37 protein-coding genes are annotated in these 22,101 nt (G+C 41.8%); all 37 read left to right on the forward strand.

Annotation, left to right across the window (positions count from 1 at the left end):
- Window positions 1-69: 69 nt before the first annotated feature.
- The 37 genes from nrdD (at window position 70) to M1F56_RS00910 (ending at window position 22,053) form a co-directional block, all read left to right on the forward strand.
- A complete protein-coding gene (nrdD, locus tag M1F56_RS00730) occupies window positions 70-2,277 on the forward strand; it encodes an anaerobic ribonucleoside-triphosphate reductase (protein ID WP_247916539.1) in 2,208 nt (735 codons plus the stop codon).
- A gap of 11 nt (window positions 2,278-2,288) precedes the next feature.
- On the forward strand, window positions 2,289-2,435 hold the full coding sequence (locus tag M1F56_RS00735) for a hypothetical protein (protein ID WP_061598879.1): 147 nt from the start codon (window positions 2,289-2,291) through the stop codon (window positions 2,433-2,435).
- A gap of 38 nt (window positions 2,436-2,473) precedes the next feature.
- A complete protein-coding gene (locus M1F56_RS00740; protein WP_247916540.1) occupies window positions 2,474-2,974 on the forward strand; it encodes a GNAT family N-acetyltransferase in 501 nt (166 codons plus the stop codon).
- Between the two features lie 4 nt (window positions 2,975-2,978).
- A complete protein-coding gene (gene nrdG, locus M1F56_RS00745) occupies window positions 2,979-3,575 on the forward strand; it encodes an anaerobic ribonucleoside-triphosphate reductase activating protein (RefSeq protein ID WP_000220159.1) in 597 nt (198 codons plus the stop codon).
- Window positions 3,572-4,198 carry a uridine kinase family protein gene (locus tag M1F56_RS00750; protein WP_247916542.1) on the forward strand — a complete coding sequence of 209 codons (627 nt, stop codon included), beginning with the start codon at window positions 3,572-3,574 and terminating at the stop codon, window positions 4,196-4,198. The genes nrdG and M1F56_RS00750 overlap by 4 nt, the downstream gene beginning before the upstream one ends.
- Before the next feature lie 265 nt (window positions 4,199-4,463).
- Window positions 4,464-4,772 carry a 30S ribosomal protein S10 gene (gene rpsJ, locus M1F56_RS00755; protein WP_001284513.1) on the forward strand — a complete coding sequence of 103 codons (309 nt, stop codon included), beginning with the start codon at window positions 4,464-4,466 and terminating at the stop codon, window positions 4,770-4,772.
- 82 nt (window positions 4,773-4,854) lie between these two features.
- Window positions 4,855-5,481, forward strand: coding sequence for a 50S ribosomal protein L3 (gene rplC, locus M1F56_RS00760; RefSeq protein ID WP_000160197.1), 627 nt, complete (start codon window positions 4,855-4,857; stop codon window positions 5,479-5,481).
- 24 nt (window positions 5,482-5,505) lie between these two features.
- Window positions 5,506-6,129: a 50S ribosomal protein L4 gene (rplD, locus tag M1F56_RS00765; protein WP_000024550.1), complete on the forward strand. Its 624-nt coding sequence runs from the start codon at window positions 5,506-5,508 to the stop codon at window positions 6,127-6,129.
- Window positions 6,129-6,425 (forward strand): 50S ribosomal protein L23, encoded by a 297-nt coding sequence (locus M1F56_RS00770; RefSeq protein ID WP_125412435.1) that lies wholly within the window; start codon window positions 6,129-6,131, stop codon window positions 6,423-6,425. The genes rplD and M1F56_RS00770 overlap by 1 nt, the downstream gene beginning before the upstream one ends.
- Before the next feature lie 17 nt (window positions 6,426-6,442).
- Window positions 6,443-7,276: a 50S ribosomal protein L2 gene (gene rplB, locus M1F56_RS00775; RefSeq protein ID WP_000512905.1), complete on the forward strand. Its 834-nt coding sequence runs from the start codon at window positions 6,443-6,445 to the stop codon at window positions 7,274-7,276.
- Between the two features lie 103 nt (window positions 7,277-7,379).
- Window positions 7,380-7,661, forward strand: coding sequence for a 30S ribosomal protein S19 (gene rpsS, locus M1F56_RS00780; RefSeq protein ID WP_000533766.1), 282 nt, complete (start codon window positions 7,380-7,382; stop codon window positions 7,659-7,661).
- An 11-nt stretch (window positions 7,662-7,672) separates the two neighbouring features.
- Complete coding sequence (rplV, locus tag M1F56_RS00785; protein WP_000818137.1) at window positions 7,673-8,017, forward strand: 50S ribosomal protein L22; 345 nt, start codon at window positions 7,673-7,675, stop codon at window positions 8,015-8,017.
- Window positions 8,018-8,029: 12 nt separating this feature from the next.
- Window positions 8,030-8,683 (forward strand): 30S ribosomal protein S3, encoded by a 654-nt coding sequence (rpsC, locus tag M1F56_RS00790; protein WP_000529936.1) that lies wholly within the window; start codon window positions 8,030-8,032, stop codon window positions 8,681-8,683.
- 3 nt (window positions 8,684-8,686) lie between these two features.
- A complete protein-coding gene (gene rplP / locus M1F56_RS00795) occupies window positions 8,687-9,100 on the forward strand; it encodes a 50S ribosomal protein L16 (RefSeq protein ID WP_000960947.1) in 414 nt (137 codons plus the stop codon).
- Window positions 9,101-9,109: 9 nt separating this feature from the next.
- Window positions 9,110-9,316, forward strand: a complete 207-nt coding sequence (gene rpmC, locus M1F56_RS00800; RefSeq protein ID WP_000772918.1) for a 50S ribosomal protein L29 — start codon at window positions 9,110-9,112, stop codon at window positions 9,314-9,316.
- 24 nt (window positions 9,317-9,340) lie between these two features.
- On the forward strand, window positions 9,341-9,601 hold the full coding sequence (gene rpsQ / locus M1F56_RS00805) for a 30S ribosomal protein S17 (protein ID WP_000440801.1): 261 nt from the start codon (window positions 9,341-9,343) through the stop codon (window positions 9,599-9,601).
- A 25-nt stretch (window positions 9,602-9,626) separates the two neighbouring features.
- A complete protein-coding gene (rplN, locus tag M1F56_RS00810) occupies window positions 9,627-9,995 on the forward strand; it encodes a 50S ribosomal protein L14 (protein ID WP_000616547.1) in 369 nt (122 codons plus the stop codon).
- A 183-nt stretch (window positions 9,996-10,178) separates the two neighbouring features.
- Window positions 10,179-10,484, forward strand: a complete 306-nt coding sequence (gene rplX / locus M1F56_RS00815; protein ID WP_000497691.1) for a 50S ribosomal protein L24 — start codon at window positions 10,179-10,181, stop codon at window positions 10,482-10,484.
- A gap of 23 nt (window positions 10,485-10,507) precedes the next feature.
- Entirely contained in the window at window positions 10,508-11,050 is a 543-nt protein-coding gene (gene rplE, locus M1F56_RS00820; RefSeq protein WP_000013542.1) for a 50S ribosomal protein L5, read from the forward strand.
- 17 nt (window positions 11,051-11,067) lie between these two features.
- Window positions 11,068-11,253, forward strand: a complete 186-nt coding sequence (locus M1F56_RS00825; protein ID WP_001085697.1) for a type Z 30S ribosomal protein S14 — start codon at window positions 11,068-11,070, stop codon at window positions 11,251-11,253.
- A 284-nt stretch (window positions 11,254-11,537) separates the two neighbouring features.
- Entirely contained in the window at window positions 11,538-11,936 is a 399-nt protein-coding gene (gene rpsH, locus M1F56_RS00830) for a 30S ribosomal protein S8 (protein WP_000245504.1), read from the forward strand.
- Window positions 11,937-12,236: 300 nt separating this feature from the next.
- Window positions 12,237-12,773 (forward strand): 50S ribosomal protein L6, encoded by a 537-nt coding sequence (rplF, locus tag M1F56_RS00835; RefSeq protein ID WP_033605851.1) that lies wholly within the window; start codon window positions 12,237-12,239, stop codon window positions 12,771-12,773.
- A gap of 83 nt (window positions 12,774-12,856) precedes the next feature.
- Window positions 12,857-13,213, forward strand: a complete 357-nt coding sequence (gene rplR / locus M1F56_RS00840; RefSeq protein ID WP_000624044.1) for a 50S ribosomal protein L18 — start codon at window positions 12,857-12,859, stop codon at window positions 13,211-13,213.
- Between the two features lie 17 nt (window positions 13,214-13,230).
- Window positions 13,231-13,725 (forward strand): 30S ribosomal protein S5, encoded by a 495-nt coding sequence (gene rpsE / locus M1F56_RS00845; protein WP_000874204.1) that lies wholly within the window; start codon window positions 13,231-13,233, stop codon window positions 13,723-13,725.
- A 13-nt stretch (window positions 13,726-13,738) separates the two neighbouring features.
- Window positions 13,739-13,921 carry a 50S ribosomal protein L30 gene (gene rpmD / locus M1F56_RS00850; protein WP_000057241.1) on the forward strand — a complete coding sequence of 61 codons (183 nt, stop codon included), beginning with the start codon at window positions 13,739-13,741 and terminating at the stop codon, window positions 13,919-13,921.
- Between the two features lie 143 nt (window positions 13,922-14,064).
- Window positions 14,065-14,505, forward strand: a complete 441-nt coding sequence (gene rplO / locus M1F56_RS00855; RefSeq protein WP_000766089.1) for a 50S ribosomal protein L15 — start codon at window positions 14,065-14,067, stop codon at window positions 14,503-14,505.
- Window positions 14,506-14,517: 12 nt separating this feature from the next.
- A complete protein-coding gene (secY, locus tag M1F56_RS00860; RefSeq protein ID WP_000465387.1) occupies window positions 14,518-15,828 on the forward strand; it encodes a preprotein translocase subunit SecY in 1,311 nt (436 codons plus the stop codon).
- 145 nt (window positions 15,829-15,973) lie between these two features.
- Entirely contained in the window at window positions 15,974-16,612 is a 639-nt protein-coding gene (locus M1F56_RS00865) for an adenylate kinase (RefSeq protein ID WP_247916543.1), read from the forward strand.
- Window positions 16,613-16,728: 116 nt separating this feature from the next.
- A complete protein-coding gene (gene infA, locus M1F56_RS00870; protein WP_001029883.1) occupies window positions 16,729-16,947 on the forward strand; it encodes a translation initiation factor IF-1 in 219 nt (72 codons plus the stop codon).
- A 24-nt stretch (window positions 16,948-16,971) separates the two neighbouring features.
- Window positions 16,972-17,088, forward strand: a complete 117-nt coding sequence (gene rpmJ, locus M1F56_RS00875) for a 50S ribosomal protein L36 (protein ID WP_001808836.1) — start codon at window positions 16,972-16,974, stop codon at window positions 17,086-17,088.
- 17 nt (window positions 17,089-17,105) lie between these two features.
- Window positions 17,106-17,471 (forward strand): 30S ribosomal protein S13, encoded by a 366-nt coding sequence (rpsM, locus tag M1F56_RS00880; protein ID WP_000090781.1) that lies wholly within the window; start codon window positions 17,106-17,108, stop codon window positions 17,469-17,471.
- A gap of 17 nt (window positions 17,472-17,488) precedes the next feature.
- Complete coding sequence (gene rpsK, locus M1F56_RS00885; protein WP_001118385.1) at window positions 17,489-17,872, forward strand: 30S ribosomal protein S11; 384 nt, start codon at window positions 17,489-17,491, stop codon at window positions 17,870-17,872.
- Window positions 17,873-17,914: 42 nt separating this feature from the next.
- On the forward strand, window positions 17,915-18,850 hold the full coding sequence (locus M1F56_RS00890; RefSeq protein WP_000568992.1) for a DNA-directed RNA polymerase subunit alpha: 936 nt from the start codon (window positions 17,915-17,917) through the stop codon (window positions 18,848-18,850).
- A gap of 11 nt (window positions 18,851-18,861) precedes the next feature.
- Window positions 18,862-19,248, forward strand: coding sequence for a 50S ribosomal protein L17 (gene rplQ / locus M1F56_RS00895; RefSeq protein WP_000331493.1), 387 nt, complete (start codon window positions 18,862-18,864; stop codon window positions 19,246-19,248).
- Window positions 19,249-19,511: 263 nt separating this feature from the next.
- Complete coding sequence (locus M1F56_RS00900) at window positions 19,512-19,778, forward strand: ACT domain-containing protein (RefSeq protein WP_061598862.1); 267 nt, start codon at window positions 19,512-19,514, stop codon at window positions 19,776-19,778.
- Window positions 19,779-19,787: 9 nt separating this feature from the next.
- Entirely contained in the window at window positions 19,788-21,125 is a 1,338-nt protein-coding gene (locus tag M1F56_RS00905) for a PFL family protein (RefSeq protein WP_247916544.1), read from the forward strand.
- Between the two features lie 235 nt (window positions 21,126-21,360).
- On the forward strand, window positions 21,361-22,053 hold the full coding sequence (locus M1F56_RS00910) for a histidine phosphatase family protein (RefSeq protein WP_247916545.1): 693 nt from the start codon (window positions 21,361-21,363) through the stop codon (window positions 22,051-22,053).
- Window positions 22,054-22,101 lie beyond the last annotated feature (48 nt).

Here is a 22,101-nt window from a genome sequence, read left to right on the forward strand (position 1 = left end):
TTTTTATTTTTAGAGTGGTATAATACTGAATATAAACTATTTAACAATATTTTAGAAAAGAGCATGGATATGATTGTATTAGAAGAAAAGCTTGCAACCGTTCCCACCTTGTTCGTTGAAAAACGAGATGGTAGACGTGTAGTATTTGATGTAGACAAGATTGACAAGGCTCTCCACAAGGCGGCGGAAAAGGTTATGGACGTTACGCCTCTAGTAGAAAAACGCCTAAATGGTCTAGTTGAAAGAATCGTTACCGAAATTCACAGTCGCTTCCCTCAAGGTGTCAAGATTTACGAAATTCAAAATGTCGTAGAACATGAACTCCTTGAAGCCAAAGAATATGCCTTGGCTGAGGAGTATATCACTTATCGGACACAAAGGGATTTTGAGCGTTCAAAAGCGACAGATATCAACTTTAGTATCCATAAACTTCTCAATAAAGACCAGGCAGTTGTCAATGAAAATGCCAATAAAGACAGCGATGTTTTTAATACCCAGCGTGATTTGACAGCAGGGATTGTGGGAAAATCAATCGGACTGCAAATGCTTCCTAAGCACGTAGCCAATGCTCACCAAAAAGGGGATATTCACTATCATGACTTGGACTACAGCCCCTACACTCCTATGACCAACTGCTGTTTGATTGATTTTAAAGGCATGTTGGAAAATGGTTTTAAAATTGGGAATGCAGAGGTAGAGAGTCCCAAGTCTATCCAGACTGCGACAGCTCAAATTTCTCAGATTATCGCCAACGTTGCTTCTAGCCAGTACGGGGGCTGTTCAGCTGACCGTATTGATGAAGTCTTGGCGCCTTATGCAGAGAAGAATTACCAAAAGCACCTCAAGGATGCGAAAGAATGGGTCTTGCCTGAAAAACGGGATGATTATGCTTGGAAGAAAACCCAAAAAGACATCTATGATGCCATGCAATCTCTTGAGTATGAAATCAACACCCTCTTCACTTCAAATGGACAAACACCTTTTACTTCACTAGGTTTTGGTCTAGGAACTAGTCGTTTTGAACGGGAAATTCAAAAAGCTATCTTGACCATTCGTATCAAGGGTCTTGGCTCAGAACACCGCACAGCCATCTTCCCTAAACTCATCTTTACGCTTAAAAGAGGCCTTAACTTGGAAGAAGGGACTCCAAACTATGACATCAAACAGTTGGCCCTCGAGTGTGCAACCAAACGGATGTACCCGGATGTCTTATCCTATGATAAGATTATCGAGTTGACTGGTTCTTTCAAGGTACCTATGGGTTGCCGTTCTTTCCTTCAAGGATGGAAGGATGAGAATGGCGTAGAAGTCAATTCTGGTCGGATGAATCTAGGTGTTGTGACGGTCAACCTTCCTCGCATTGCCCTCGAGTCTGAGGGCGACATGAATAAGTTCTGGGAAATCTTCAACGAGCGGATGAACATCGCAGAAGATGCTCTAGTTTACCGTGTTGAACGGACCAAGGAAGCAACACCAGCAAACGCCCCTATTCTCTATCAGTACGGGGCCTTCGGACGCCGTCTTGGAAAAGACGAGAGCGTTGATCAGCTCTTTAAGAATCGTCGTGCGACAGTTTCATTGGGCTACATCGGTTTGTACGAGGTAGCGACAGTCTTCTTTGGAAATAGCTGGGAACACAATCCAGAAGCCAAGGAATTCACACTGGATATCATTCGCGATATGAAACGTCGGGTGGAAGAGTGGTCTGACCAATATGGCTACCATTTCTCTATCTACTCGACACCGTCTGAAAGTCTAACAGATCGCTTCTGTCGCTTGGATACAGAAAAGTTCGGTTCTATTCCTGATATTACAGACAAGGAATACTACACCAACTCGTTCCACTATGATGTGCGTAAAAATCCAACGCCGTTTGAAAAATTGGACTTTGAGAAGGCTTATCCAGAAGCAGGTGCAACAGGTGGTTTCATCCACTACTGTGAGTATCCAGTTCTCCAACAAAATCCAAAAGCCTTGGAAGCTGTCTGGGACTACGCCTATGATCGTGTAGGGTATCTAGGGACCAATACTCCGATTGATCATTGTTATAAGTGTGACTTTGAAGGGGATTTTGAACCGACAGAGAGGGGCTTTACTTGTCCAAACTGTGGGAATAGCGACCCTAAAACAGTAGATGTAGTCAAACGAACTTGTGGCTATCTAGGTAACCCTCAGGCTCGTCCGATGGTCAATGGGCGCCATAAGGAAATCGCTGCGCGTGTGAAACATATGAATGGTTCAACCATTAAGACACCTGGACATAAAGTAACAAACTAGAAAGAGACGGAATGGGGAAATACCAATTGGATGATAAGGGACGCGCTCAAGTGACTCGTTATCATGAAAAACATTCTAAAGGTGGGACGGGCAAAAAAGAACGCTTGCTCAATCTTAGAGAACAGTTTTTAAACAAGAACAAGAAAAAAGAAAAGTGAGAGTCCGCTCTCGCTTTTCTCTTAGGTGGGAGGTAAGGATGGAATTACGTAGACCAAGTTTGGAAGATAAAGAAGCGATTTTAGAGATGATGGCAGAGTTTGAGCAGAGCCAATCAGCCCACGATGGTGGGTTTTGGAACGCCAACAATTTTGTTTATGAAGAGTGGCTAGAAGAAAATCTTCAGGCGGAAGCGGGACTCAATATTCCTGAAAACTGGGTTCCTGCTATCCAGCTGGTTAGTTTTGACGTAGCAGGCCAGGCTCTTGGCTTTCTCAACCTTCGTCTCCGATTAAATGACTACTTACTAGAAAATGGTGGCCATATCGGCTATTCCATCCGTCCCTCTGAAAGAGGCAAAGGTTATGCCAAAGAAGCTCTCAGACAGGGCTTGCAAGTTGCCAAGGAAAAGAATATCAAAAAAGCGCTTGTGACCTGTAGTGTGGAAAACCCTGCTAGTAGAGCGGTGATTGTGGCGAATGGCGGACTCTTTGAGGATGCTCACAATGGCGTAGAACGTTACTGGATAGATTTGGAGTAGAAGGATGACATGGAATACACCAAAACCAGGTGAATGGAAAAGTGAGGAACTTAGTAAAGGGCGAATCATTGATTATAAGGCCTTTAACTTTGTCGATGGAGAAGGTGTGCGCAACTCTCTCTATGTATCAGGTTGCATGTTTCACTGCGAGGGGTGCTATAATGTTGCGACTTGGTCTTTCAACGCAGGCATTCCCTATACAGCAGAATTAGAAGAACAGATTATGGAAGATCTCGCTCAACCCTATGTTCAAGGCTTGACTTTGCTGGGGGGAGAACCCTTTCTTAATACGGGCATTCTCTTGCCTCTCGTAAAACGCATTCGAAAGGAATTGCCAGACAAAGACATCTGGTCCTGGACGGGCTACACGTGGGAAGAAATGATGCTGGAGACTCCAGATAAACTGGAACTCTTATCGCTGATTGACATCCTTGTCGATGGACGGTATGATAAAAGCAAGCGCAATCTCATGCTCCAGTTTCGAGGTTCCTCTAATCAACGGATTATCGATGTGCAAAAATCTCTCAAAAGTGGGCAAGTGGTGATTTGGGACAAGCTTAATGACGGAAAAGAAAGCTATGAACAGGTGAAGAGAGAATGAAGAAAAAAGACCTGATAGAACAACTGGTTTCAGAGATTGAAACGGGAAGGGTTAGGACGCTGGGGATTTACGGTCATGGGGCTTCAGGTAAATCAACCTTCGCTCAGGAATTATATCAAGCCCTAGATTCTACTACAGTAAATTTGCTAGAAACAGATCCCTATATCACCTCAGAACGTCACCTGGTAGTACCAAAGCAAGCACTTGATCAAAAGGTGACAGCTTGTCTGCCAGTGGCGCATGAACTGACAAGTTTGCAGAGAGATATTCTCGCTTTGCAGGCAGGTATGGATGTCTTAACAATCGATGAACCTTGGAAGGCTAGCGAGATCTTATCTGGAGCCAAACCGATTCTGATTGTTGAAGGGATGTCTGTGGGGTTTCTACCCAAGGAACTCTTTGACAAAACTATCTGTTTCTACACGGATGAGGAGACCGAATTAAAGAGGCGCTTAGCTCGAGATACAACTATGAGAAATCGCGATGCATCTTTTGTATTAGCTAGCCATCAGATGAGGCGGGAGCAGTATCTGCGATACTATAGAGAAAACGAGTCTAAAGCAGATATCTTAGTGGATCAATCAGAAGATAAATTCAAAGTCAAAATGACTCGTATTATATAGAAGAAAAGATTGGTTTTAATAGTCGTAAATTAGCAATTATAGGAAGATGAAAAAAGAAAACAGTTTCATCCCAAAAAAACGAAAAAAAGCTCACAAATCCCTTGCAATCGCAGGGGCTTTGTGTTATTCTATTATGGTGCTGTAAATTACAGCCTTAGCTTTGATGCAAGAGGTTGCGACACGCTCGGTTGCATTGTCACGCAACGCGCGTCGGTTTTCTTGTGGAGCTAGCCTATTATCTTAAATAGACGAAAAGGAGAAAAAGATGGCAAATAAAAAAATCCGTATCCGTTTGAAGGCATACGAACACCGTACGCTTGACACAGCGGCTGCTAAAATCGTAGAATCAGCTACTCGTACAGGTGCACAAGTTGCGGGTCCAATCCCACTTCCAACTGAACGTAGCCTCTACACAATCATTCGTGCGACTCACAAATACAAAGACTCTCGCGAACAATTTGAAATGCGTACACACAAACGTTTGATCGATATCGTTAACCCAACTCAAAAAACAGTTGATGCGTTGATGAAATTGGATCTTCCAAGTGGTGTAAACGTAGAAATCAAACTTTAATTTAAAGCTTGATACCTTGAGCATAAAAAACGCTCGTTAAAAACTTTTTGAATAAAAAATATAGAAAAGGAACTATTTTCTCATGACAAAAGGAATCTTAGGGAAAAAAGTGGGAATGACTCAAATCTTCACTGAAGCTGGCGAATTGATCCCTGTAACAGTTATTGAAGCAACTCCAAACGTTGTTCTTCAAGTTAAAACTGTTGAAACAGATGGATATAACGCTATCCAAGTTGGTTTCGATGACAAACGCGAAGTATTGAGCAACAAACCTGCTAAAGGACATGTAGCGAAAGCTAACACGGCTCCTAAGCGCTTCATTCGTGAATTCAAAAACGTTGAAGGCTTGGAAGTTGGTGCTGAAATCACAGTTGAAACATTCGCAGCTGGAGACGTTGTTGACGTAACTGGTACTTCTAAAGGTAAAGGTTTCCAAGGTGTTATCAAACGCCATGGACAATCACGTGGACCAATGGCTCACGGTTCTCGTTACCACCGTCGTCCAGGTTCTATGGGACCTGTTGCACCTAACCGCGTGTTCAAAGGTAAAAACCTTGCAGGACGTATGGGTGGCGACCGCGTGACAATTCAAAACCTTGAAGTTGTACAAGTTGTTCCAGAAAAGAACGTTATCCTTATCAAAGGTAACGTACCGGGTGCTAAGAAATCTCTTATCACTATCAAGTCAGCAGTTAAAGCTGGTAAATAATAAGGAAAGGGGAATACAGTCAAAATGGCAAATGTAACATTATTCGACCAAACTGGTAAACAAGCTGGCGAAGTTGTTCTTAACGATGCAATCTTTGGTATTGAACCAAACCAATCTGTTGTGTTTGATGTGATCATCAGCCAACGTGCTAGCCTTCGTCAAGGAACTCACGCAGTTAAAAATCGCTCAGCTGTTTCAGGTGGTGGACGCAAACCATGGCGTCAAAAAGGAACTGGACGTGCTCGTCAAGGTTCTATCCGCTCTCCACAATGGCGTGGTGGTGGAACTGTCTTCGGACCAACTCCACGTAGCTATGCGTACAAACTTCCTCAAAAAGTTCGTCGCCTTGCGCTTAAATCTGTTTACTCAGAAAAAGTTGCTGAAAACAAATTTGTAGCCGTTGATTCTCTTGAATTTACAGCTCCAAAAACTGCTGAATTTGCAAAAGTTCTTGCAGCTTTGAGCATCGATTCTAAAGTCCTTGTTATTCTTGAAGAAGGAAACGAATTCGCAGCTCTTTCAGCTCGTAACCTTCCAAACGTGAAAGTTGCGACTGCTACAACTGCAAGTGTTCTTGACATCGCAAATAGTGACAAACTTCTTGTTACTCAAGCAGCTATCTCTAAAATCGAGGAGGTTCTTGCATAATGAATTTGTATGATGTTATCAAAAAACCTGTTATTACTGAAAGCTCAATGGCTCAACTTGAAGCAGGAAAGTATGTATTTGAAGTTGACACTCGTGCACACAAACTTTTGATTAAGCAAGCTGTTGAAGCTGCTTTTGAAGGTGTTAAGGTTGCAAATGTCAACACAATCAACGTAAAACCTAAAGCTAAACGTGTTGGACGTTACACTGGTTTTACTAACAAAACTAAAAAAGCTATCGTCACACTTACAGCTGATTCAAAAGCAATCGAGTTGTTTGCTGCTGAAGCTGAATAATCTAAGGAGGAAATATCGTGGGAATTCGTGTTTATAAACCAACAACAAACGGTCGCCGTAATATGACTTCTTTGGATTTCGCTGAAATCACAACAAGCACTCCTGAAAAATCATTGCTTGTTGCTTTGAAGAACAAGGCTGGTCGTAACAACAACGGCCGTATCACTGTTCGTCACCAAGGTGGTGGGCACAAACGTTTCTACCGTTTGGTTGACTTCAAACGTAACAAAGACAACGTTGAAGCAGTTGTTAAAACTATCGAGTACGATCCAAACCGTTCTGCAAACATCGCTCTTGTACACTACACAGACGGTGTGAAAGCATACATCATCGCTCCAAAAGGTCTTGAAGTTGGTCAACGTATCGTTTCAGGCCCAGAAGCAGATATCAAAGTCGGAAATGCTCTTCCACTTGCTAACATTCCAGTTGGTACTTTGATCCACAACATCGAGTTGAAACCAGGTCGTGGTGGAGAATTGGTGCGTGCAGCTGGAGCTTCTGCTCAAGTATTGGGTCAAGAAGGTAAATATGTTCTTGTTCGTCTTCAATCTGGCGAAGTACGTATGATTCTTGGAACTTGTCGTGCAACAGTTGGTGTTGTCGGAAACGAACAACATGGACTTGTAAACCTTGGTAAAGCAGGACGTAGCCGTTGGAAAGGTATCCGCCCAACAGTTCGTGGTTCTGTAATGAACCCTAACGATCACCCACACGGTGGTGGTGAAGGTAAAGCACCAGTTGGTCGTAAAGCGCCATCTACTCCATGGGGCAAACCTGCTCTTGGTCTTAAAACTCGTAACAAGAAAGCGAAATCTGACAAACTTATCGTTCGTCGTCGCAACGAGAAATAATAGTAAACTAGTCGCTTAAGCAACTAGGGAATCCGCCAGCTCGGTAGCGCTCCATGTGAGCGCAAGCCGCTGTGGTACAACATTTAAAGGAGAAAACATAAAAATGGGACGCAGTCTTAAAAAAGGACCTTTCGTCGATGAGCATTTGATGAAAAAAGTTGAAGCTCAAGCTAACGACGAAAAGAAAAAAGTTATCAAAACTTGGTCACGTCGTTCAACGATCTTCCCAAGTTTCATTGGTTACACTATTGCAGTTTATGACGGACGTAAACACGTACCTGTTTACATCCAAGAAGACATGGTAGGTCACAAACTTGGTGAATTCGCACCAACTCGTACTTACAAAGGTCACGCTGCAGACGACAAGAAAACACGTAGAAAATAAGGAGAACATAAATGGCAGAAATTACTTCAGCTAAAGCAATGGCTCGTACAGTACGTGTTTCACCTCGTAAATCACGTCTTGTTCTTGACAATATTCGTGGTAAAAGCGTAGCCGACGCTATTGCAATCTTGACATTCACTCCAAACAAAGCTGCTGAAATCATCTTGAAAGTTTTGAATTCAGCTGTAGCTAACGCTGAAAACAACTTTGGTTTGGATAAAGCTAACTTGGTAGTATCTGAAGCATTTGCAAACGAAGGACCAACTATGAAACGTTTCCGTCCACGTGCGAAAGGTTCAGCTTCACCAATCAACAAACGTACAGCTCACATCACTGTAGCTGTTGCAGAAAAATAAGGAGGTAACATCGTGGGTCAAAAAGTACATCCAATTGGTATGCGTGTCGGCATCATCCGTGATTGGGATGCCAAATGGTATGCTGAAAAAGAATACGCGGATTACCTTCATGAAGATCTTGCAATCCGTAAATTCGTTCAAAAAGAACTTGCTGACGCAGCAGTTTCAACTATCGAAATCGAACGCGCAGTGAACAAAGTTAACGTTTCACTTCACACTGCTAAACCAGGTATGGTTATCGGCAAAGGTGGCGCTAACGTTGATGCACTCCGTGCAAAACTTAACAAATTGACTGGAAAACAAGTACACATCAACATCATCGAAATCAAACAACCTGATTTGGATGCTCACCTTGTAGGTGAAGGGATTGCTCGTCAATTGGAGCAACGTGTTGCTTTCCGTCGTGCACAAAAACAAGCAATCCAACGCGCAATGCGTGCTGGAGCTAAAGGAATCAAAACTCAAGTATCAGGTCGTTTGAACGGTGCAGATATTGCCCGTGCTGAAGGATACTCAGAAGGAACTGTTCCACTCCACACACTTCGTGCAGATATCGATTACGCTTGGGAAGAAGCAGATACTACATACGGTAAACTTGGTGTTAAAGTATGGATCTACCGTGGTGAAGTTCTTCCAGCTCGTAAAAACACTAAAGGAGGTAAATAACCAATGTTAGTACCTAAACGTGTTAAACACCGTCGTGAATTCCGTGGAAAAATGCGCGGTGAAGCAAAAGGTGGAAAAGAAGTAGCATTCGGTGAATACGGTCTTCAAGCTACAACTAGCCACTGGATTACTAACCGCCAAATCGAAGCTGCTCGTATCGCCATGACTCGTTATATGAAACGTGGTGGTAAAGTTTGGATTAAAATCTTCCCACACAAATCATACACTGCTAAAGCTATCGGTGTGCGTATGGGATCTGGTAAAGGGGCACCTGAAGGTTGGGTTGCACCAGTTAAACGCGGTAAAGTGATGTTCGAAATCGCTGGTGTATCTGAAGAGATTGCACGTGAAGCGCTTCGTCTTGCTAGCCACAAATTGCCAGTTAAAACTAAATTCGTAAAACGTGAAGCAGAATAAGGAGAAGGCATGAAACTTAATGAAGTAAAAGAATTTGTTAAAGAACTTCGTGGTCTTTCTCAAGAAGAACTCGCGAAGCGCGAAAACGAATTGAAAAAAGAATTGTTTGAACTTCGTTTCCAAGCTGCTACTGGTCAATTGGAACAAACAGCTCGCTTGAAAGAAGTTAAAAAACAAATCGCTCGTATCAAAACAGTTCAATCTGAAGCGAAATAATAGACTAGGGAAGGAGAAATTTCAATGGAACGCAATAATCGTAAAGTTCTTGTTGGACGTGTTGTATCTGACAAAATGGACAAGACAATCACAGTTGTAGTTGAAACAAAACGTAACCACCCAGTCTATGGTAAACGTATTAACTACTCTAAGAAATACAAAGCACATGATGAAAACAATGTTGCCAAAGAAGGCGATATCGTACGTATCATGGAAACTCGCCCGCTTTCAGCTACAAAACGTTTCCGTCTTGTAGAAGTTGTTGAAGAAGCGGTTATCATCTAATCAAGCCTGAAAGGAGAAAACTGAAATGATTCAAACAGAAACTCGTTTGAAAGTCGCAGACAACAGCGGTGCACGCGAAATCTTGACTATCAAAGTTCTTGGTGGTTCTAAACGTAAATTTGCGAACATCGGTGATGTCATTGTGGCATCTGTAAAACAAGCTACTCCTGGTGGTGCGGTTAAAAAAGGTGACGTTGTAAAAGCTGTTATCGTTCGTACTAAATCAGGTGCTCGTCGCGCTGATGGTTCATACATCAAGTTTGACGAAAATGCAGCTGTTATCATCCGTGATGACAAAACTCCTCGCGGAACACGTATCTTTGGCCCGGTTGCACGTGAATTGCGTGAAGGTGGCTTCATGAAGATCGTGTCACTTGCTCCAGAAGTACTTTAATAAATTGCTCAAAGAAAATTAAAACAAGTCTAGGAAGTGAAACGAAAGCATAACTTGAGTTAGGTGAGTTGAAACTGACGAAGATTTGCTTTGATTTTCGTAGAGTAAAAACAAACAAACTAGTCCCCTGGAATTGACTCCAGGGTGCCCTTGTGGGCGTAAGAAAAATCAAGGAGAAACCTAATGTTTGTAAAAAAAGGCGACAAAGTTCGCGTAATCGCTGGTAAAGATAAGGGAACAGAAGCTGTTGTCCTTACTGCCCTTCCAAAAGTAAACAAAGTTATCGTTGAAGGTGTTAACATCGTTAAGAAACACCAACGTCCAACTAACGAGCTTCCTCAAGGTGGTATCATCGAGAAAGAAGCAGCTATCCACGTATCAAACGTCCAAGTTTTGGACAAGAACGGTGTAGCTGGTCGTGTTGGTTACAAATTTGTAGACGGTAAAAAAGTTCGCTACAACAAAAAATCAGGCGAAGTGCTTGATTAATCACGAAGGAAAGGAGAAGTATAATGGCAAATCGTTTAAAAGAAAAATATCTTAATGAAGTAGTTCCTGCTTTGACAGAACAATTCAACTACTCATCAGTGATGGCTGTGCCTAAAGTAGATAAGATCGTTTTGAACATGGGTGTTGGTGAAGCTGTATCAAACGCTAAAAGCCTTGAAAAAGCTGCTGAAGAATTGGCACTTATCTCAGGTCAAAAACCACTTATCACTAAAGCTAAAAAATCAATCGCCGGCTTCCGTCTTCGTGAAGGTGTAGCGATCGGTGCAAAAGTTACCCTTCGTGGTGAACGTATGTACGAATTCTTGGATAAATTGGTTTCAGTTTCACTTCCACGTGTGCGTGACTTCCACGGTGTTCCAACAAAATCATTTGATGGACGCGGAAATTACACACTTGGTGTGAAAGAACAATTGATCTTCCCAGAAATCAACTTTGATGACGTTGACAAAACTCGTGGTCTTGACATCGTTATCGTAACAACTGCTAACACTGACGAAGAGTCACGTGCATTGCTTACAGGCCTTGGAATGCCTTTTGCAAAATAATATAGGAGGTAAATCTAATGGCTAAAAAATCAATGATTGCTAAGAACAAACGTCCAGCGAAGTTCTCTACTCAAGCTTATACTCGTTGTGAAAAATGTGGTCGTCCGCATTCAGTTTACCGCAAATTTAAACTTTGCCGTGTTTGCTTCCGTGAATTAGCTTACAAAGGACAAATTCCTGGTGTAACAAAAGCATCTTGGTAATTTAAGATATCAAGGGCGTCAAAACTCCAAGTGAAAATAGGAAACTTGACGAAGAAACTGAAGTTTCTAGGAAAGTTTATCTTTTTCACACAGAGTTTAGCCCGGGTTCAGTTGGGCTTGCCAATTTGAACGCGAGCTACAGCTTTGGCAAAAAAGACCAATTTGCTTTGGAGCATCGCTCCTGTATCAAATTGCCTATTTTTGCTCTTGCTGTTACGCTCTTTGTATCATGTGTTAACTAGCAAGTGCAACTTGCAAACTACTAGTAAGAGGAGAAAAACAAAATGGTTATGACTGACCCAATCGCAGACTTCCTAACTCGTATTCGTAACGCTAACCAAGCGAAACACGAAGTACTTGAAGTACCTGCATCAAATATCAAAAAAGGGATTGCTGAAATCCTTAAACGCGAAGGTTTTGTAAAAAACGTTGAAATCATCGAAGATGACAAACAAGGCATCATCCGTGTATTCCTTAAATATGGACCAAACGGTGAAAAAGTTATCACTAACTTGAAACGTGTTTCTAAACCAGGACTTCGTGTCTACAAAAAACGTGAAGATCTTCCAAAAGTACTTAACGGACTTGGAATTGCTATCCTTTCAACTTCTGAAGGTTTGCTTACTGATAAAGAAGCACGCCAAAAGAATGTTGGTGGGGAAGTTATCGCTTACGTTTGGTAATTGATGATGTGAGAGTGTTAAAAGAATGCAGTGAAAATACGAAGTTTGTAGCAGGAGTGATGCTCTAAGACAAACTTATCTTTTTCACCAACTTCTTAGCTCGAACTCAAATCAGATACAAAGCTCGTGAAGAACAAAGCAAAATTAGGAAGTCGGAGAAGTTTGGTTACAAATAAGCCAACTTATCTATTTCGCACAGTTCTTAGAGCGAGTTCAATTTAGCTATTGAACTCAATGAGTATCTTTAACCCCGTGAAAACTGGCCGTCAAGGCCTGACAATTTAACAGGAGAAAATAAACATGTCACGTATTGGTAATAAAGTTATCGTGTTGCCTGCTAGTGTTGAAGTCACTAACAATGACAACGTAGTAACTGTAAAAGGACCTAAAGGAGAACTTACTCGTAAGTTCTCAAAAGATATTGAAATTCGCGTGGAAGGTACTGAAGTAACTCTTCACCGTCCAAACGATTCAAAAGAAATGAAAACTATCCACGGAACTACTCGTGCCCTTTTGAATAACATGGTAATTGGTGTATCAGAAGGATTCAAGAAGGAACTTGAAATGCGTGGGGTTGGTTACCGTGCACAACTTCAAGGATCAAAACTTGTTTTGGCTGTTGGTAAATCTCATCCAGATGAAGTTGAAGCTCCAGAAGGGATTACTTTTGAACTTCCAAACCCAACAACAATCGTTGTTAGCGGAATTTCAAAAGAAGTGGTTGGTCAAACAGCTGCTTACGTACGTAGCCTTCGTTCACCAGAACCTTACAAAGGTAAAGGTATTCGTTACGTTGGAGAGTACGTTCGTCTTAAAGAAGGTAAAACAGGTAAATAATGTTGAGTGGTTGATTTTCAACCACCAACCTATTTTCCAACTTTGTGCATAGCACGCGATTTAAAACTAAAGAGGTGAAAACTGTGATTTCTAAACCAGATAAAAACAAACTCCGTCAAAAACGCCACCGTCGCGTTCGCGGAAAACTCTCTGGAACTGCTGATCGCCCACGTTTGAACGTATTCCGTTCTAATACAGGCATCTACGCTCAAGTGATTGATGACGTAGCGGGTGTAACGCTCGCAAGTGCTTCAACTCTTGACAAAGAAGTTTCAAAAGGAACTAAAACTGAACAAGCCGTTGCTGTCGGTAAACTCGTTGCAGAACGTGCAAACGCTAAAGGTATTTCAGAAGTGGTGTTCGACCGCGGTGGATATCTATATCACGGACGTGTGAAAGCTTTGGCTGATGCAGCTCGTGAAAACGGATTGAAATTCTAATAGGAGGACACTAGAAAATGGCATTTAAAGACAATGCAGTTGAATTAGAAGAACGCGTAGTTGCTGTCAACCGTGTTACAAAAGTTGTTAAAGGTGGACGTCGTCTTCGTTTCGCAGCTCTTGTTGTTGTCGGTGACCACAACGGTCGTGTAGGATTTGGTACTGGTAAGGCTCAAGAAGTTCCAGAAGCAATCCGCAAAGCAGTAGAAGATGCTAAGAAAAACTTGATTGAAGTTCCTATGGTTGGAACAACAATCCCACACGAAGTTCTTTCAGAATTCGGTGGAGCTAAAGTATTGTTGAAACCTGCTGTAGAAGGTTCTGGAGTTGCCGCTGGTGGTGCGGTTCGTGCCGTTGTGGAATTGGCAGGTGTGGCAGATATTACATCTAAATCACTTGGTTCTAACACTCCAATCAACATTGTTCGCGCAACTGTTGAAGGTTTGAAACAATTGAAACGCGCTGAAGAAGTTGCTGCCCTTCGTGGTATTTCAGTTTCTGATTTGGCATAAGAAAGGGGATAAAATGGCTCAAATTAAAATTACTTTGACTAAGTCTCCAATCGGACGCATTCCATCACAACGTAAAACTGTTGTAGCACTTGGACTTGGCAAATTGAACAGCTCTGTTATTAAAGAAGATAATGCTGCTATCCGTGGTATGATCACTGCAGTATCTCACTTGGTAACAGTTGAAGAAGTAAACTAATGATTCTTAGGGGATGTGCAGTATACCATCCCCTAAAACTGGATATAGTCATCCATGATGACATCGTATAGGCGAGTTGATAAGGGAGACAACCTTTTCTCCCTTATCGGCGCTAGCATTTTACAAAAGAGGAGAAAATAAAAATGAAACTTCATGAATTGAAACCTGCAGAAGGTTCTCGTAAAGTACGTAACCGTGTTGGTCGTGGTACTTCATCAGGTAACGGTAAAACATCTGGTCGCGGTCAAAAAGGTCAAAAAGCTCGTAGCGGTGGCGGAGTTCGCCTTGGTTTTGAAGGTGGACAAACTCCATTGTTCCGTCGTCTTCCAAAACGTGGATTCACTAACATCAACGCTAAAGAATACGCAATTGTAAACCTTGACCAATTGAACGTTTTTGAAGATGGTGCTGAAGTGACTCCAGTTGTGCTTATCGAAGCAGGAATTGTGAAAGCTGAAAAATCAGGCGTTAAAATTCTTGGTAACGGTGAGTTGACTAAGAAATTGACTGTGAAAGCAGCTAAATTCTCTAAATCAGCTGAGGAAGCTATCACTGCTAAAGGTGGTTCTGTAGAAGTCATCTAAGAGAGGTGACCCATGTTTTTTAAATTATTAAAAGAAGCGCTCAAGGTTAAACAAGTTCGATCAAAAATTCTCTTTACGATTTTTATCATTCTTGTTTTCCGTATTGGGACAAGTATTACTGTTCCAGGTGTCAATGCAAAAAGTTTAGAAGCTCTCAGTGGTTTATCTTTCTTGAACATGCTTAGTCTTGTTTCAGGGAATGCCATGAAGAACTTCTCCGTTTTCGCACTCGGTGTAAGTCCGTATATCACTGCTTCCATCGTTGTTCAATTGCTACAAATGGATATTTTACCGAAGTTTGTAGAATGGGGCAAACAAGGGGAAGTGGGACGGAGAAAACTAAACCAAGCTACTCGATATATTGCACTTGTGCTTGCATTCGTTCAATCTATCGGGATCACAGCAGGGTTTAATACTCTATCTGGAGCAAAATTATTAACGACAGCCTTAACTCCACAGGTTTTTGTTACCATTGGTATTATCCTCACAGCAGGTAGTATGATTGTAACATGGCTTGGAGAACAAATTACGGATAAGGGATACGGAAACGGTGTTTCTATGATCATCTTTGCAGGTATTGTTGCTTCAATCCCTGAAATGATTAAAGGAATCTATGTTGACTACTTCGTCAATATTCCAAGTAGCCGTTTGACTTCATCTATTATCTTTGTCGTTATTTTGATTATCGCTGTCTTGTTGATTGTATACTTTACAACCTATGTTCAACAAGCAGAATATAAAATTCCAATCCAATATACAAAAGTTGCTCAAGGAGCCCCATCAAGTTCATACCTTCCATTGAAGGTGAACCCGGCGGGGGTTATCCCAGTTATCTTTGCAAGTTCCATTACAGCAGCACCTGCAGCCATTCTTCAGTTTTTGAGTGCTACAGGTCACGATTGGGCATGGGTACGGACAGCACAGGAAATGTTATCTACAACATCTCCGACAGGTGTTGCCATGTATGCCTTGCTCATCATTCTCTTTACATTCTTCTATACATTTGTACAGATCAATCCAGAGAAAGCAGCAGAAAATTTGCAAAAGAGTGGAGCCTACATTCATGGTGTCCGTCCTGGTAAGGGAACTGAAGAATTCATGTCGAAACTTCTTCGTCGCCTTGCGACGGTCGGATCAATCTTCCTTGGTGTGATTTCAATCTTGCCGATTGTGGCAAAAGATGTCTTTGGACTTTCAGAAGCAGTTGCTTTTGGGGGAACTAGTCTTTTGATCATTATCTCAACAGGTATCGAAGGAATCAAACAACTTGAAGGTTACCTATTGAAACGTAAGTATGTTGGTTTCATGGACAAAACAGAATAAAAGCAAAATTACTTTTGCTTAGAGAGTGGAGTATGAAGGTCTATCTATCAGAGAGATTTTCGTCTCCCCTCTTCTATTTTGTTTTTAAATAGGGGTTGAAATAGATTTCTGCTTCTATTTAAATACAAAATAAGGAGATCCTATCATGAATCTTTTGATTATGGGCTTACCTGGAGCAGGTAAGGGAACGCAAGCAGCTAAAATTGTGGAGCAATTCCACGTGGCACACATTTCAACTGGAGATATGTTCCGTGCTGCTATAGCTAATCAAACTGAAATGGGTGTACTTGCCAAGTCGTACATTGACAAAGGTGAGTTGGTTCCAGATGAAGTTACAAATGGAATTGTTAAAGAACGCCTTTCACAGGACGACATCAAGGGAACAGGTTTCTTGTTGGATGGTTACCCACGTACGATTGAACAAGCGCACGCCTTGGACAAAACATTGGCTGAACTTGGTATCGAGCTGGAAGGTGTGATCAACATCGAAGTGAACCCAGACTGTCTCTTGGAACGTTTGAGTGGCCGCATCATCCACCGCGAAACAGGTGAAACCTTCCACAAAGTTTTCAACCCACCAGTTGACTACAAAGAAGAAGATTACTACCAACGTGAAGATGATAAACCTGAGACAGTTAAACGTCGTTTGGATGTGAATATTGCACAAGGTGAACCAATCATTGCTCACTATCGTGCTAAAGGTTTAGTTCATGATATCGAAGGAAATCAAGATATCAATGATGTGTTCAAAGACATCGAAAAAGTATTGACAAATTTGAAATAAAGCGTTTTTCGTACTTGCAAAAAATCGCGACAAATGTTATACTGAGATAGTCTGACTTATAATTGTTGCCTCTGTGTCTTGAGGCATCGAATCGAAATTTATGGAGGTGCTTTTGCGTGGCAAAAGACGATGTGATTGAAGTTGAAGGCAAAGTAGTCGATACAATGCCGAACGCAATGTTTACGGTTGAACTTGAAAATGGACATCAGATTTTAGCAACAGTTTCTGGTAAAATTCGTAAAAACTATATTCGTATTTTAGCGGGAGATCGTGTTACTGTCGAGATGAGTCCATATGACTTGACACGTGGACGTATCACTTACCGCTTTAAATAATCGAAAAACTTGGAGGGATAAGAAATGAAAGTAAGACCATCGGTCAAACCAATTTGCGAATACTGTAAAGTAATTCGTCGTAATGGTCGTGTTATGGTAATTTGCCCAGCAAATCCAAAACACAAACAACGTCAAGGATAAGATAGAAAGGAGAAAACATGGCTCGTATTGCTGGAGTTGACATTCCAAATGACAAACGCGTAGTAATCTCATTGACTTACGTTTATGGTATCGGACTTGCAACATCTAAGAAAATTTTGGCTGCTGCTGGAATCTCAGAAGATGTTCGTGTACGTGATCTTACATCTGATCAAGAAGATGCTATCCGTCGTGAAGTGGATGCAATCAAAGTTGAAGGTGACCTTCGTCGTGAAGTAAACTTGAACATCAAACGTTTGATGGAAATCGGTTCTTACCGTGGTATTCGTCACCGTCGTGGACTTCCTGTCCGTGGACAAAACACTAAAAACAACGCTCGCACTCGTAAAGGTAAAGCTGTTGCGATTGCTGGTAAGAAAAAATAATATAGGAGGTAAAAGTCTTGGCTAAACCAACACGTAAACGTCGTGTGAAAAAGAATATCGAATCTGGTATTGCTCATATTCACGCTACATTTAATAACACTATTGTTATGATTACTGATGTGCATGGTAATGCAATTGCTTGGTCATCAGCTGGTGCTCTTGGTTTCAAAGGTTCTCGTAAATCTACACCATTCGCTGCTCAAATGGCTTCAGAAGCTGCTGCTAAATCTGCACAAGAACACGGTCTTAAATCAGTTGAAGTTACTGTAAAAGGTCCAGGTTCTGGTCGTGAGTCAGCTATTCGTGCGCTTGCTGCCGCTGGTCTTGAAGTAACAGCAATTCGTGATGTGACTCCAGTGCCACACAATGGTGCTCGTCCTCCAAAACGTCGCCGTGTATAATCATCGCATTACACTGCTTTTCGTTTAAGAGGGAGTAACTAAATGATTGAGTTTGAAAAACCAAATATAACAAAAATTGATGAAAATAAAGATTATGGCAAGTTTGTAATCGAACCACTTGAACGTGGCTACGGTACAACTCTTGGTAACTCTCTTCGTCGTGTACTACTAGCTTCTCTACCAGGAGCAGCAGTGACATCTATCAATATTGAAGGTGTCTTGCATGAGTTCGACACAGTTCCAGGTGTTCGTGAAGACGTGATGCAAATCATTCTGAACATTAAAGGGATTGCAGTGAAATCATACGTTGAAGACGAAAAAATCATTGAACTTGACGTTGAAGGTCCTGCTGAAATTACAGCTGGAGACATTTTGACTGATAGTGATATTGAGATTGTAAATCCAGATCATTATCTCTTTACAATCGGTGAAGGTTCTTCCCTAAAAGCGACAATGACTGTTAACAGTGGTCGTGGATATGTACCTGCTGATGAAAACAAAAAAGATAATGCACCAGTTGGAACACTTGCTGTAGATTCTATTTATACACCAGTTACAAAAGTCAACTATCAAGTTGAACCTGCTCGTGTAGGTAGCAATGATGGATTTGACAAATTAACCCTTGAAATCTTGACTAATGGAACAATTATTCCAGAAGATGCTTTAGGGCTTTCAGCACGTATCTTGACAGAACATCTTGATTTGTTTACAAATCTTACTGAGATTGCTAAGTCAACTGAAGTGATGAAAGAAGCTGATACTGAATCTGACGATCGTATTTTGGATCGGACGATTGAGGAACTGGACTTGTCTGTGCGTTCATACAACTGTTTGAAACGTGCCGGTATCAATACTGTGCATGATTTGACAGAAAAATCTGAAGCAGAGATGATGAAAGTACGAAATCTTGGACGCAAGAGTTTGGAAGAAGTGAAATTCAAACTCATTGACTTGGGTCTTGGATTAAAAGATAAATAAAGGAGGAATACATGGCTTACCGTAAACTAGGACGCACTAGCTCACAACGTAAAGCAATGCTTCGCGATTTGACAACTGACCTTTTGATCAACGAATCAATCGTGACAACTGAAGCTCGTGCTAAAGAAATCCGTAAAACTGTTGAAAAAATGATTACTCTAGGTAAACGTGGTGATTTGCATGCACGTCGTCAAGCAGCTGCTTTCGTACGTAATGAAATCGCATCTGAAAACTATGATGAAGCAACTGATAAGTACACTTCTACTACAGCACTTCAAAAATTGTTCTCAGAAATCGCACCTCGTTATGCTGAACGTAACGGTGGATACACTCGTATCCTTAAAACTGAACCACGTCGTGGGGATGCTGCGCCAATGGCGATCATCGAATTAGTATAAAATCATCAATTTTGTTGAGTGTTATGATGATGGAGTCTTGTGCTCTTAGTCTAGCTCTGGTCTACCGCTGGGACTTCGGTCCTAGCGGGAACACTCATCATCATTTGATAGGGTAGACGCTTGTTTACGAAATTGTTTTTTGTTTAAGAACAACTTCGTAAGCAGGCGTTTTTTAGTATTTTCTACGGAAATATGCTATACTAAGGAAAAAGAAAATCAAAAACGTTCAGGTTTTCTAATAATCGTAGAAATGGGGTATAAGGATGAAGGCTATTATTACAGTGGTTGGCAAGGACAAGGCTGGTATTGTAGCGGGAGTGTCTACTAAGATTGCTGAGTTGGGTTTGAATATTGATGATATTTCTCAGACGGTGTTGGACGAATATTTTACCATGATGGCAGTCGTTTCTAGCGACGAAAAGCAGGATTTCACAACTCTTCGAAATGAGTTTGAAACTTTTGGTCAGAGCTTGAATGTTAAAATCAATATTCAAAGTGCAGCGATTTTTGATGCTATGTACAATATCTAGGAGGTCATCATGGATATTAGACAAGTTACTGAAACCATTGCCATGATTGAGGAGCAGAACTTCGATATCAGAACCATCACCATGGGGATTTCTCTTTTGGACTGTATTGATCCAGATATTGAACGTGCTGCTGATAAGATTTACCAAAAGATCACCACTAAAGCTGCAAATCTAGTGGCTGTAGGAGATGAAATTGCTACAGAACTAGGGATTCCTATTGTCAATAAACGAGTATCGGTGACTCCGATTTCCTTGATTGGAGCAGCGACTGATGCGACGGACTATGTCGTTTTGGCAAAGGCACTTGATAAGGCTGCCAAGGAGATTGGTGTTGACTTTATTGGAGGTTTTTCGGCCTTGGTACAAAAAGGCTACCAAAAAGGAGATGAAGTTCTCATCAATTCTATCCCACGCGCTCTAGCTGAGACGGACAAGGTCTGTTCGTCCGTCAATATCGGCTCAACCAAGTCAGGTATCAACATGACTGCAGTTGCAGATATGGGACGTATCATCAAGGAAACAGCAAATTTATCAGATATGGGAGCTGCCAAATTAGTCGTATTTGCTAACGCTGTTGAGGACAATCCTTTTATGGCGGGGGCCTTCCATGGTGTCGGTGAAGCAGATGTCATCATCAATGTTGGAGTTTCGGGTCCTGGTGTTGTCAAGCGTGCCTTGGAAAAAGTTCGTGGACGGAGCTTTGATGTAGTAGCTGAGACGGTTAAGAAAACAGCCTTTAAGCTCACTCGTATTGGTCAGCTAGTTGGTCAAATGGCAAGTGAACGGCTTGGAGTCGACTTTGGGATAGTAGACCTAAGCTTGGCGCCTACTCCTGCAGTTGGCGATTCTGTAGCTCGAGTACTGGAGGAAATGGGGCTAGAAACAGTTGGAACGCATGGGACGACTGCTGCCCTCGCTCTTTTGAATGACCAAGTTAAGAAGGGTGGAGTGATGGCTTGTAACCAAGTCGGTGGCTTGTCAGGTGCTTTTATCCCCGTTTCTGAAGATGAGGGGATGATTGCTGCAGTGCAAAATGGCTCTCTGAATTTAGAGAAACTAGAAGCTATGACGGCTATCTGTTCTGTTGGGCTGGATATGATTGCCATTCCGGAAGATACGCCTGCTGAAACCATTGCGGCTATGATTGCGGATGAGGCGGCAATCGGTGTTATTAATATGAAAACAACGGCTGTCCGTATTATTCCAAAGGGCAAAGAAGGCGATATGATTGAGTTTGGAGGTTTGCTAGGGACAGCTCCAGTTATGAAGGTCAACGGGGCTTCGTCTGTCGATTTCATCTCTCGCGGTGGGCAAATCCCAGCTCCAATCCATAGTTTTAAAAATTAATAAAAAAGGAGAGGATTTAAGATGAGTTTAAGGATGACTGTGTATACTATAATCATTAAATAAAGACCTCCTAACTTTATTTAATAGGAATCCTAAACTTTTTCATAATAATCTCCTAGGGAAGCTACCATGAGGGTAGCTTTTCTTTTGGATAATTTACAAATGTTGGCTTTGCTTTTGAAAGCCGAATATTTCTTTGATCCATGATATAATAGAAGAAAATGGAGGATAGAAAATGTCTAAAGTAAGATTGTACTTGGTCCGTCATGGGAAAACGATGTTTAACACCATTGGACGTGCTCAAGGATGGAGTGATACGCCTCTAACCGCAGAAGGTGAGTTGGGAATCCATGAACTAGGAATTGGCTTGAGAGAGTCTGGTTTACAATTTGACCGCGCTTATTCCAGCGATTCAGGGCGGACTATTCAAACCATGGGAATTATCCTAGAAGAACTGGGCTTACAGGGGAAAATCCCTTACCGCATGGACAAGCGGATCAGAGAGTGGTGCTTTGGTAGTTTTGATGGGGCCTATGATGGGGATCTCTTTATGGGGGTTATTCCTCGTGTTTTCAAGGTGGATCATGTTCATCAGTTATCCTATGCTGAGCTGGCAGAAGGCTTGGTAGAGGTTGATACTGCTGGTTGGGCAGAAGGTTGGGAAAAACTCAGTGGTCGAATCAAGGAAGGCTTTGAAGCGATTGCCAAAGAAATGGAAGAACAAGGTGGGGGCAATGCTCTCGTCGTCAGCCATGGAATGACCATTGGTACCATTGTTTATCTGATTAATGGCATGCATCCGCATGGTCTCGATAATGGTAGTGTGACGATTCTTGAATACGAGAACGGTCAGTTTACAGTCGATGTCGTTGGTGACCGTAGCTATCGGGAACTGGGACGTGAGAAGATGGAAGAAAATAAGCATTGATAAAGGATAGCTCCGTATAGGAGCTATCTTTTATTCTGCTTAGCAAGA

The sequence above is a fragment of the Streptococcus oralis genome, from assembly GCF_023109005.1.
Classification (GTDB): domain Bacteria; phylum Bacillota; class Bacilli; order Lactobacillales; family Streptococcaceae; genus Streptococcus; species Streptococcus oralis_BU.

Excerpts from the sequence above, each read along its gene's own strand:
- rplV (WP_000818137.1), top strand. The coding sequence starts at position 7,673 with ATGGCAGAAATTACTTCAGCTAAAGCAATGGCTCGTACAGTACGTGTT.
- rpsM (WP_000090781.1), top strand. The coding sequence starts at position 17,106 with ATGGCTCGTATTGCTGGAGTTGACATTCCAAATGACAAACGCGTAGTA.
- M1F56_RS00905 (WP_247916544.1), top strand. The coding sequence starts at position 19,788 with ATGGATATTAGACAAGTTACTGAAACCATTGCCATGATTGAGGAGCAG.
- rplD (WP_000024550.1), top strand. The coding sequence starts at position 5,506 with ATGGCAAATGTAACATTATTCGACCAAACTGGTAAACAAGCTGGCGAA.
- rpmC (WP_000772918.1), top strand. The coding sequence starts at position 9,110 with ATGAAACTTAATGAAGTAAAAGAATTTGTTAAAGAACTTCGTGGTCTT.
- M1F56_RS00910 (WP_247916545.1), top strand. The coding sequence starts at position 21,361 with ATGTCTAAAGTAAGATTGTACTTGGTCCGTCATGGGAAAACGATGTTT.
- M1F56_RS00740 (WP_247916540.1), top strand. The coding sequence starts at position 2,474 with ATGGAATTACGTAGACCAAGTTTGGAAGATAAAGAAGCGATTTTAGAG.
- rplF (WP_033605851.1), top strand. The coding sequence starts at position 12,237 with ATGTCACGTATTGGTAATAAAGTTATCGTGTTGCCTGCTAGTGTTGAA.
- rplN (WP_000616547.1), top strand. The coding sequence starts at position 9,627 with ATGATTCAAACAGAAACTCGTTTGAAAGTCGCAGACAACAGCGGTGCA.
- rpsH (WP_000245504.1), top strand. The coding sequence starts at position 11,538 with ATGGTTATGACTGACCCAATCGCAGACTTCCTAACTCGTATTCGTAAC.
- secY (WP_000465387.1), top strand. The coding sequence starts at position 14,518 with ATGTTTTTTAAATTATTAAAAGAAGCGCTCAAGGTTAAACAAGTTCGA.
- nrdG (WP_000220159.1), top strand. The coding sequence starts at position 2,979 with ATGACATGGAATACACCAAAACCAGGTGAATGGAAAAGTGAGGAACTT.
- rpsS (WP_000533766.1), top strand. The coding sequence starts at position 7,380 with ATGGGACGCAGTCTTAAAAAAGGACCTTTCGTCGATGAGCATTTGATG.
- rpsE (WP_000874204.1), top strand. The coding sequence starts at position 13,231 with ATGGCATTTAAAGACAATGCAGTTGAATTAGAAGAACGCGTAGTTGCT.
- rplC (WP_000160197.1), top strand. The coding sequence starts at position 4,855 with ATGACAAAAGGAATCTTAGGGAAAAAAGTGGGAATGACTCAAATCTTC.
- rpmJ (WP_001808836.1), top strand. The coding sequence starts at position 16,972 with ATGAAAGTAAGACCATCGGTCAAACCAATTTGCGAATACTGTAAAGTA.
- rplE (WP_000013542.1), top strand. The coding sequence starts at position 10,508 with ATGGCAAATCGTTTAAAAGAAAAATATCTTAATGAAGTAGTTCCTGCT.
- M1F56_RS00900 (WP_061598862.1), top strand. The coding sequence starts at position 19,512 with ATGAAGGCTATTATTACAGTGGTTGGCAAGGACAAGGCTGGTATTGTA.
- M1F56_RS00750 (WP_247916542.1), top strand. The coding sequence starts at position 3,572 with ATGAAGAAAAAAGACCTGATAGAACAACTGGTTTCAGAGATTGAAACG.
- rplO (WP_000766089.1), top strand. The coding sequence starts at position 14,065 with ATGAAACTTCATGAATTGAAACCTGCAGAAGGTTCTCGTAAAGTACGT.
- rpmD (WP_000057241.1), top strand. The coding sequence starts at position 13,739 with ATGGCTCAAATTAAAATTACTTTGACTAAGTCTCCAATCGGACGCATT.
- M1F56_RS00865 (WP_247916543.1), top strand. The coding sequence starts at position 15,974 with ATGAATCTTTTGATTATGGGCTTACCTGGAGCAGGTAAGGGAACGCAA.
- rpsJ (WP_001284513.1), top strand. The coding sequence starts at position 4,464 with ATGGCAAATAAAAAAATCCGTATCCGTTTGAAGGCATACGAACACCGT.
- rplX (WP_000497691.1), top strand. The coding sequence starts at position 10,179 with ATGTTTGTAAAAAAAGGCGACAAAGTTCGCGTAATCGCTGGTAAAGAT.
- M1F56_RS00735 (WP_061598879.1), top strand. The coding sequence starts at position 2,289 with ATGGGGAAATACCAATTGGATGATAAGGGACGCGCTCAAGTGACTCGT.
- M1F56_RS00825 (WP_001085697.1), top strand. The coding sequence starts at position 11,068 with ATGGCTAAAAAATCAATGATTGCTAAGAACAAACGTCCAGCGAAGTTC.
- rplP (WP_000960947.1), top strand. The coding sequence starts at position 8,687 with ATGTTAGTACCTAAACGTGTTAAACACCGTCGTGAATTCCGTGGAAAA.
- nrdD (WP_247916539.1), top strand. The coding sequence starts at position 70 with ATGATTGTATTAGAAGAAAAGCTTGCAACCGTTCCCACCTTGTTCGTT.
- M1F56_RS00770 (WP_125412435.1), top strand. The coding sequence starts at position 6,129 with ATGAATTTGTATGATGTTATCAAAAAACCTGTTATTACTGAAAGCTCA.
- rpsQ (WP_000440801.1), top strand. The coding sequence starts at position 9,341 with ATGGAACGCAATAATCGTAAAGTTCTTGTTGGACGTGTTGTATCTGAC.
- rplQ (WP_000331493.1), top strand. The coding sequence starts at position 18,862 with ATGGCTTACCGTAAACTAGGACGCACTAGCTCACAACGTAAAGCAATG.
- M1F56_RS00890 (WP_000568992.1), top strand. The coding sequence starts at position 17,915 with ATGATTGAGTTTGAAAAACCAAATATAACAAAAATTGATGAAAATAAA.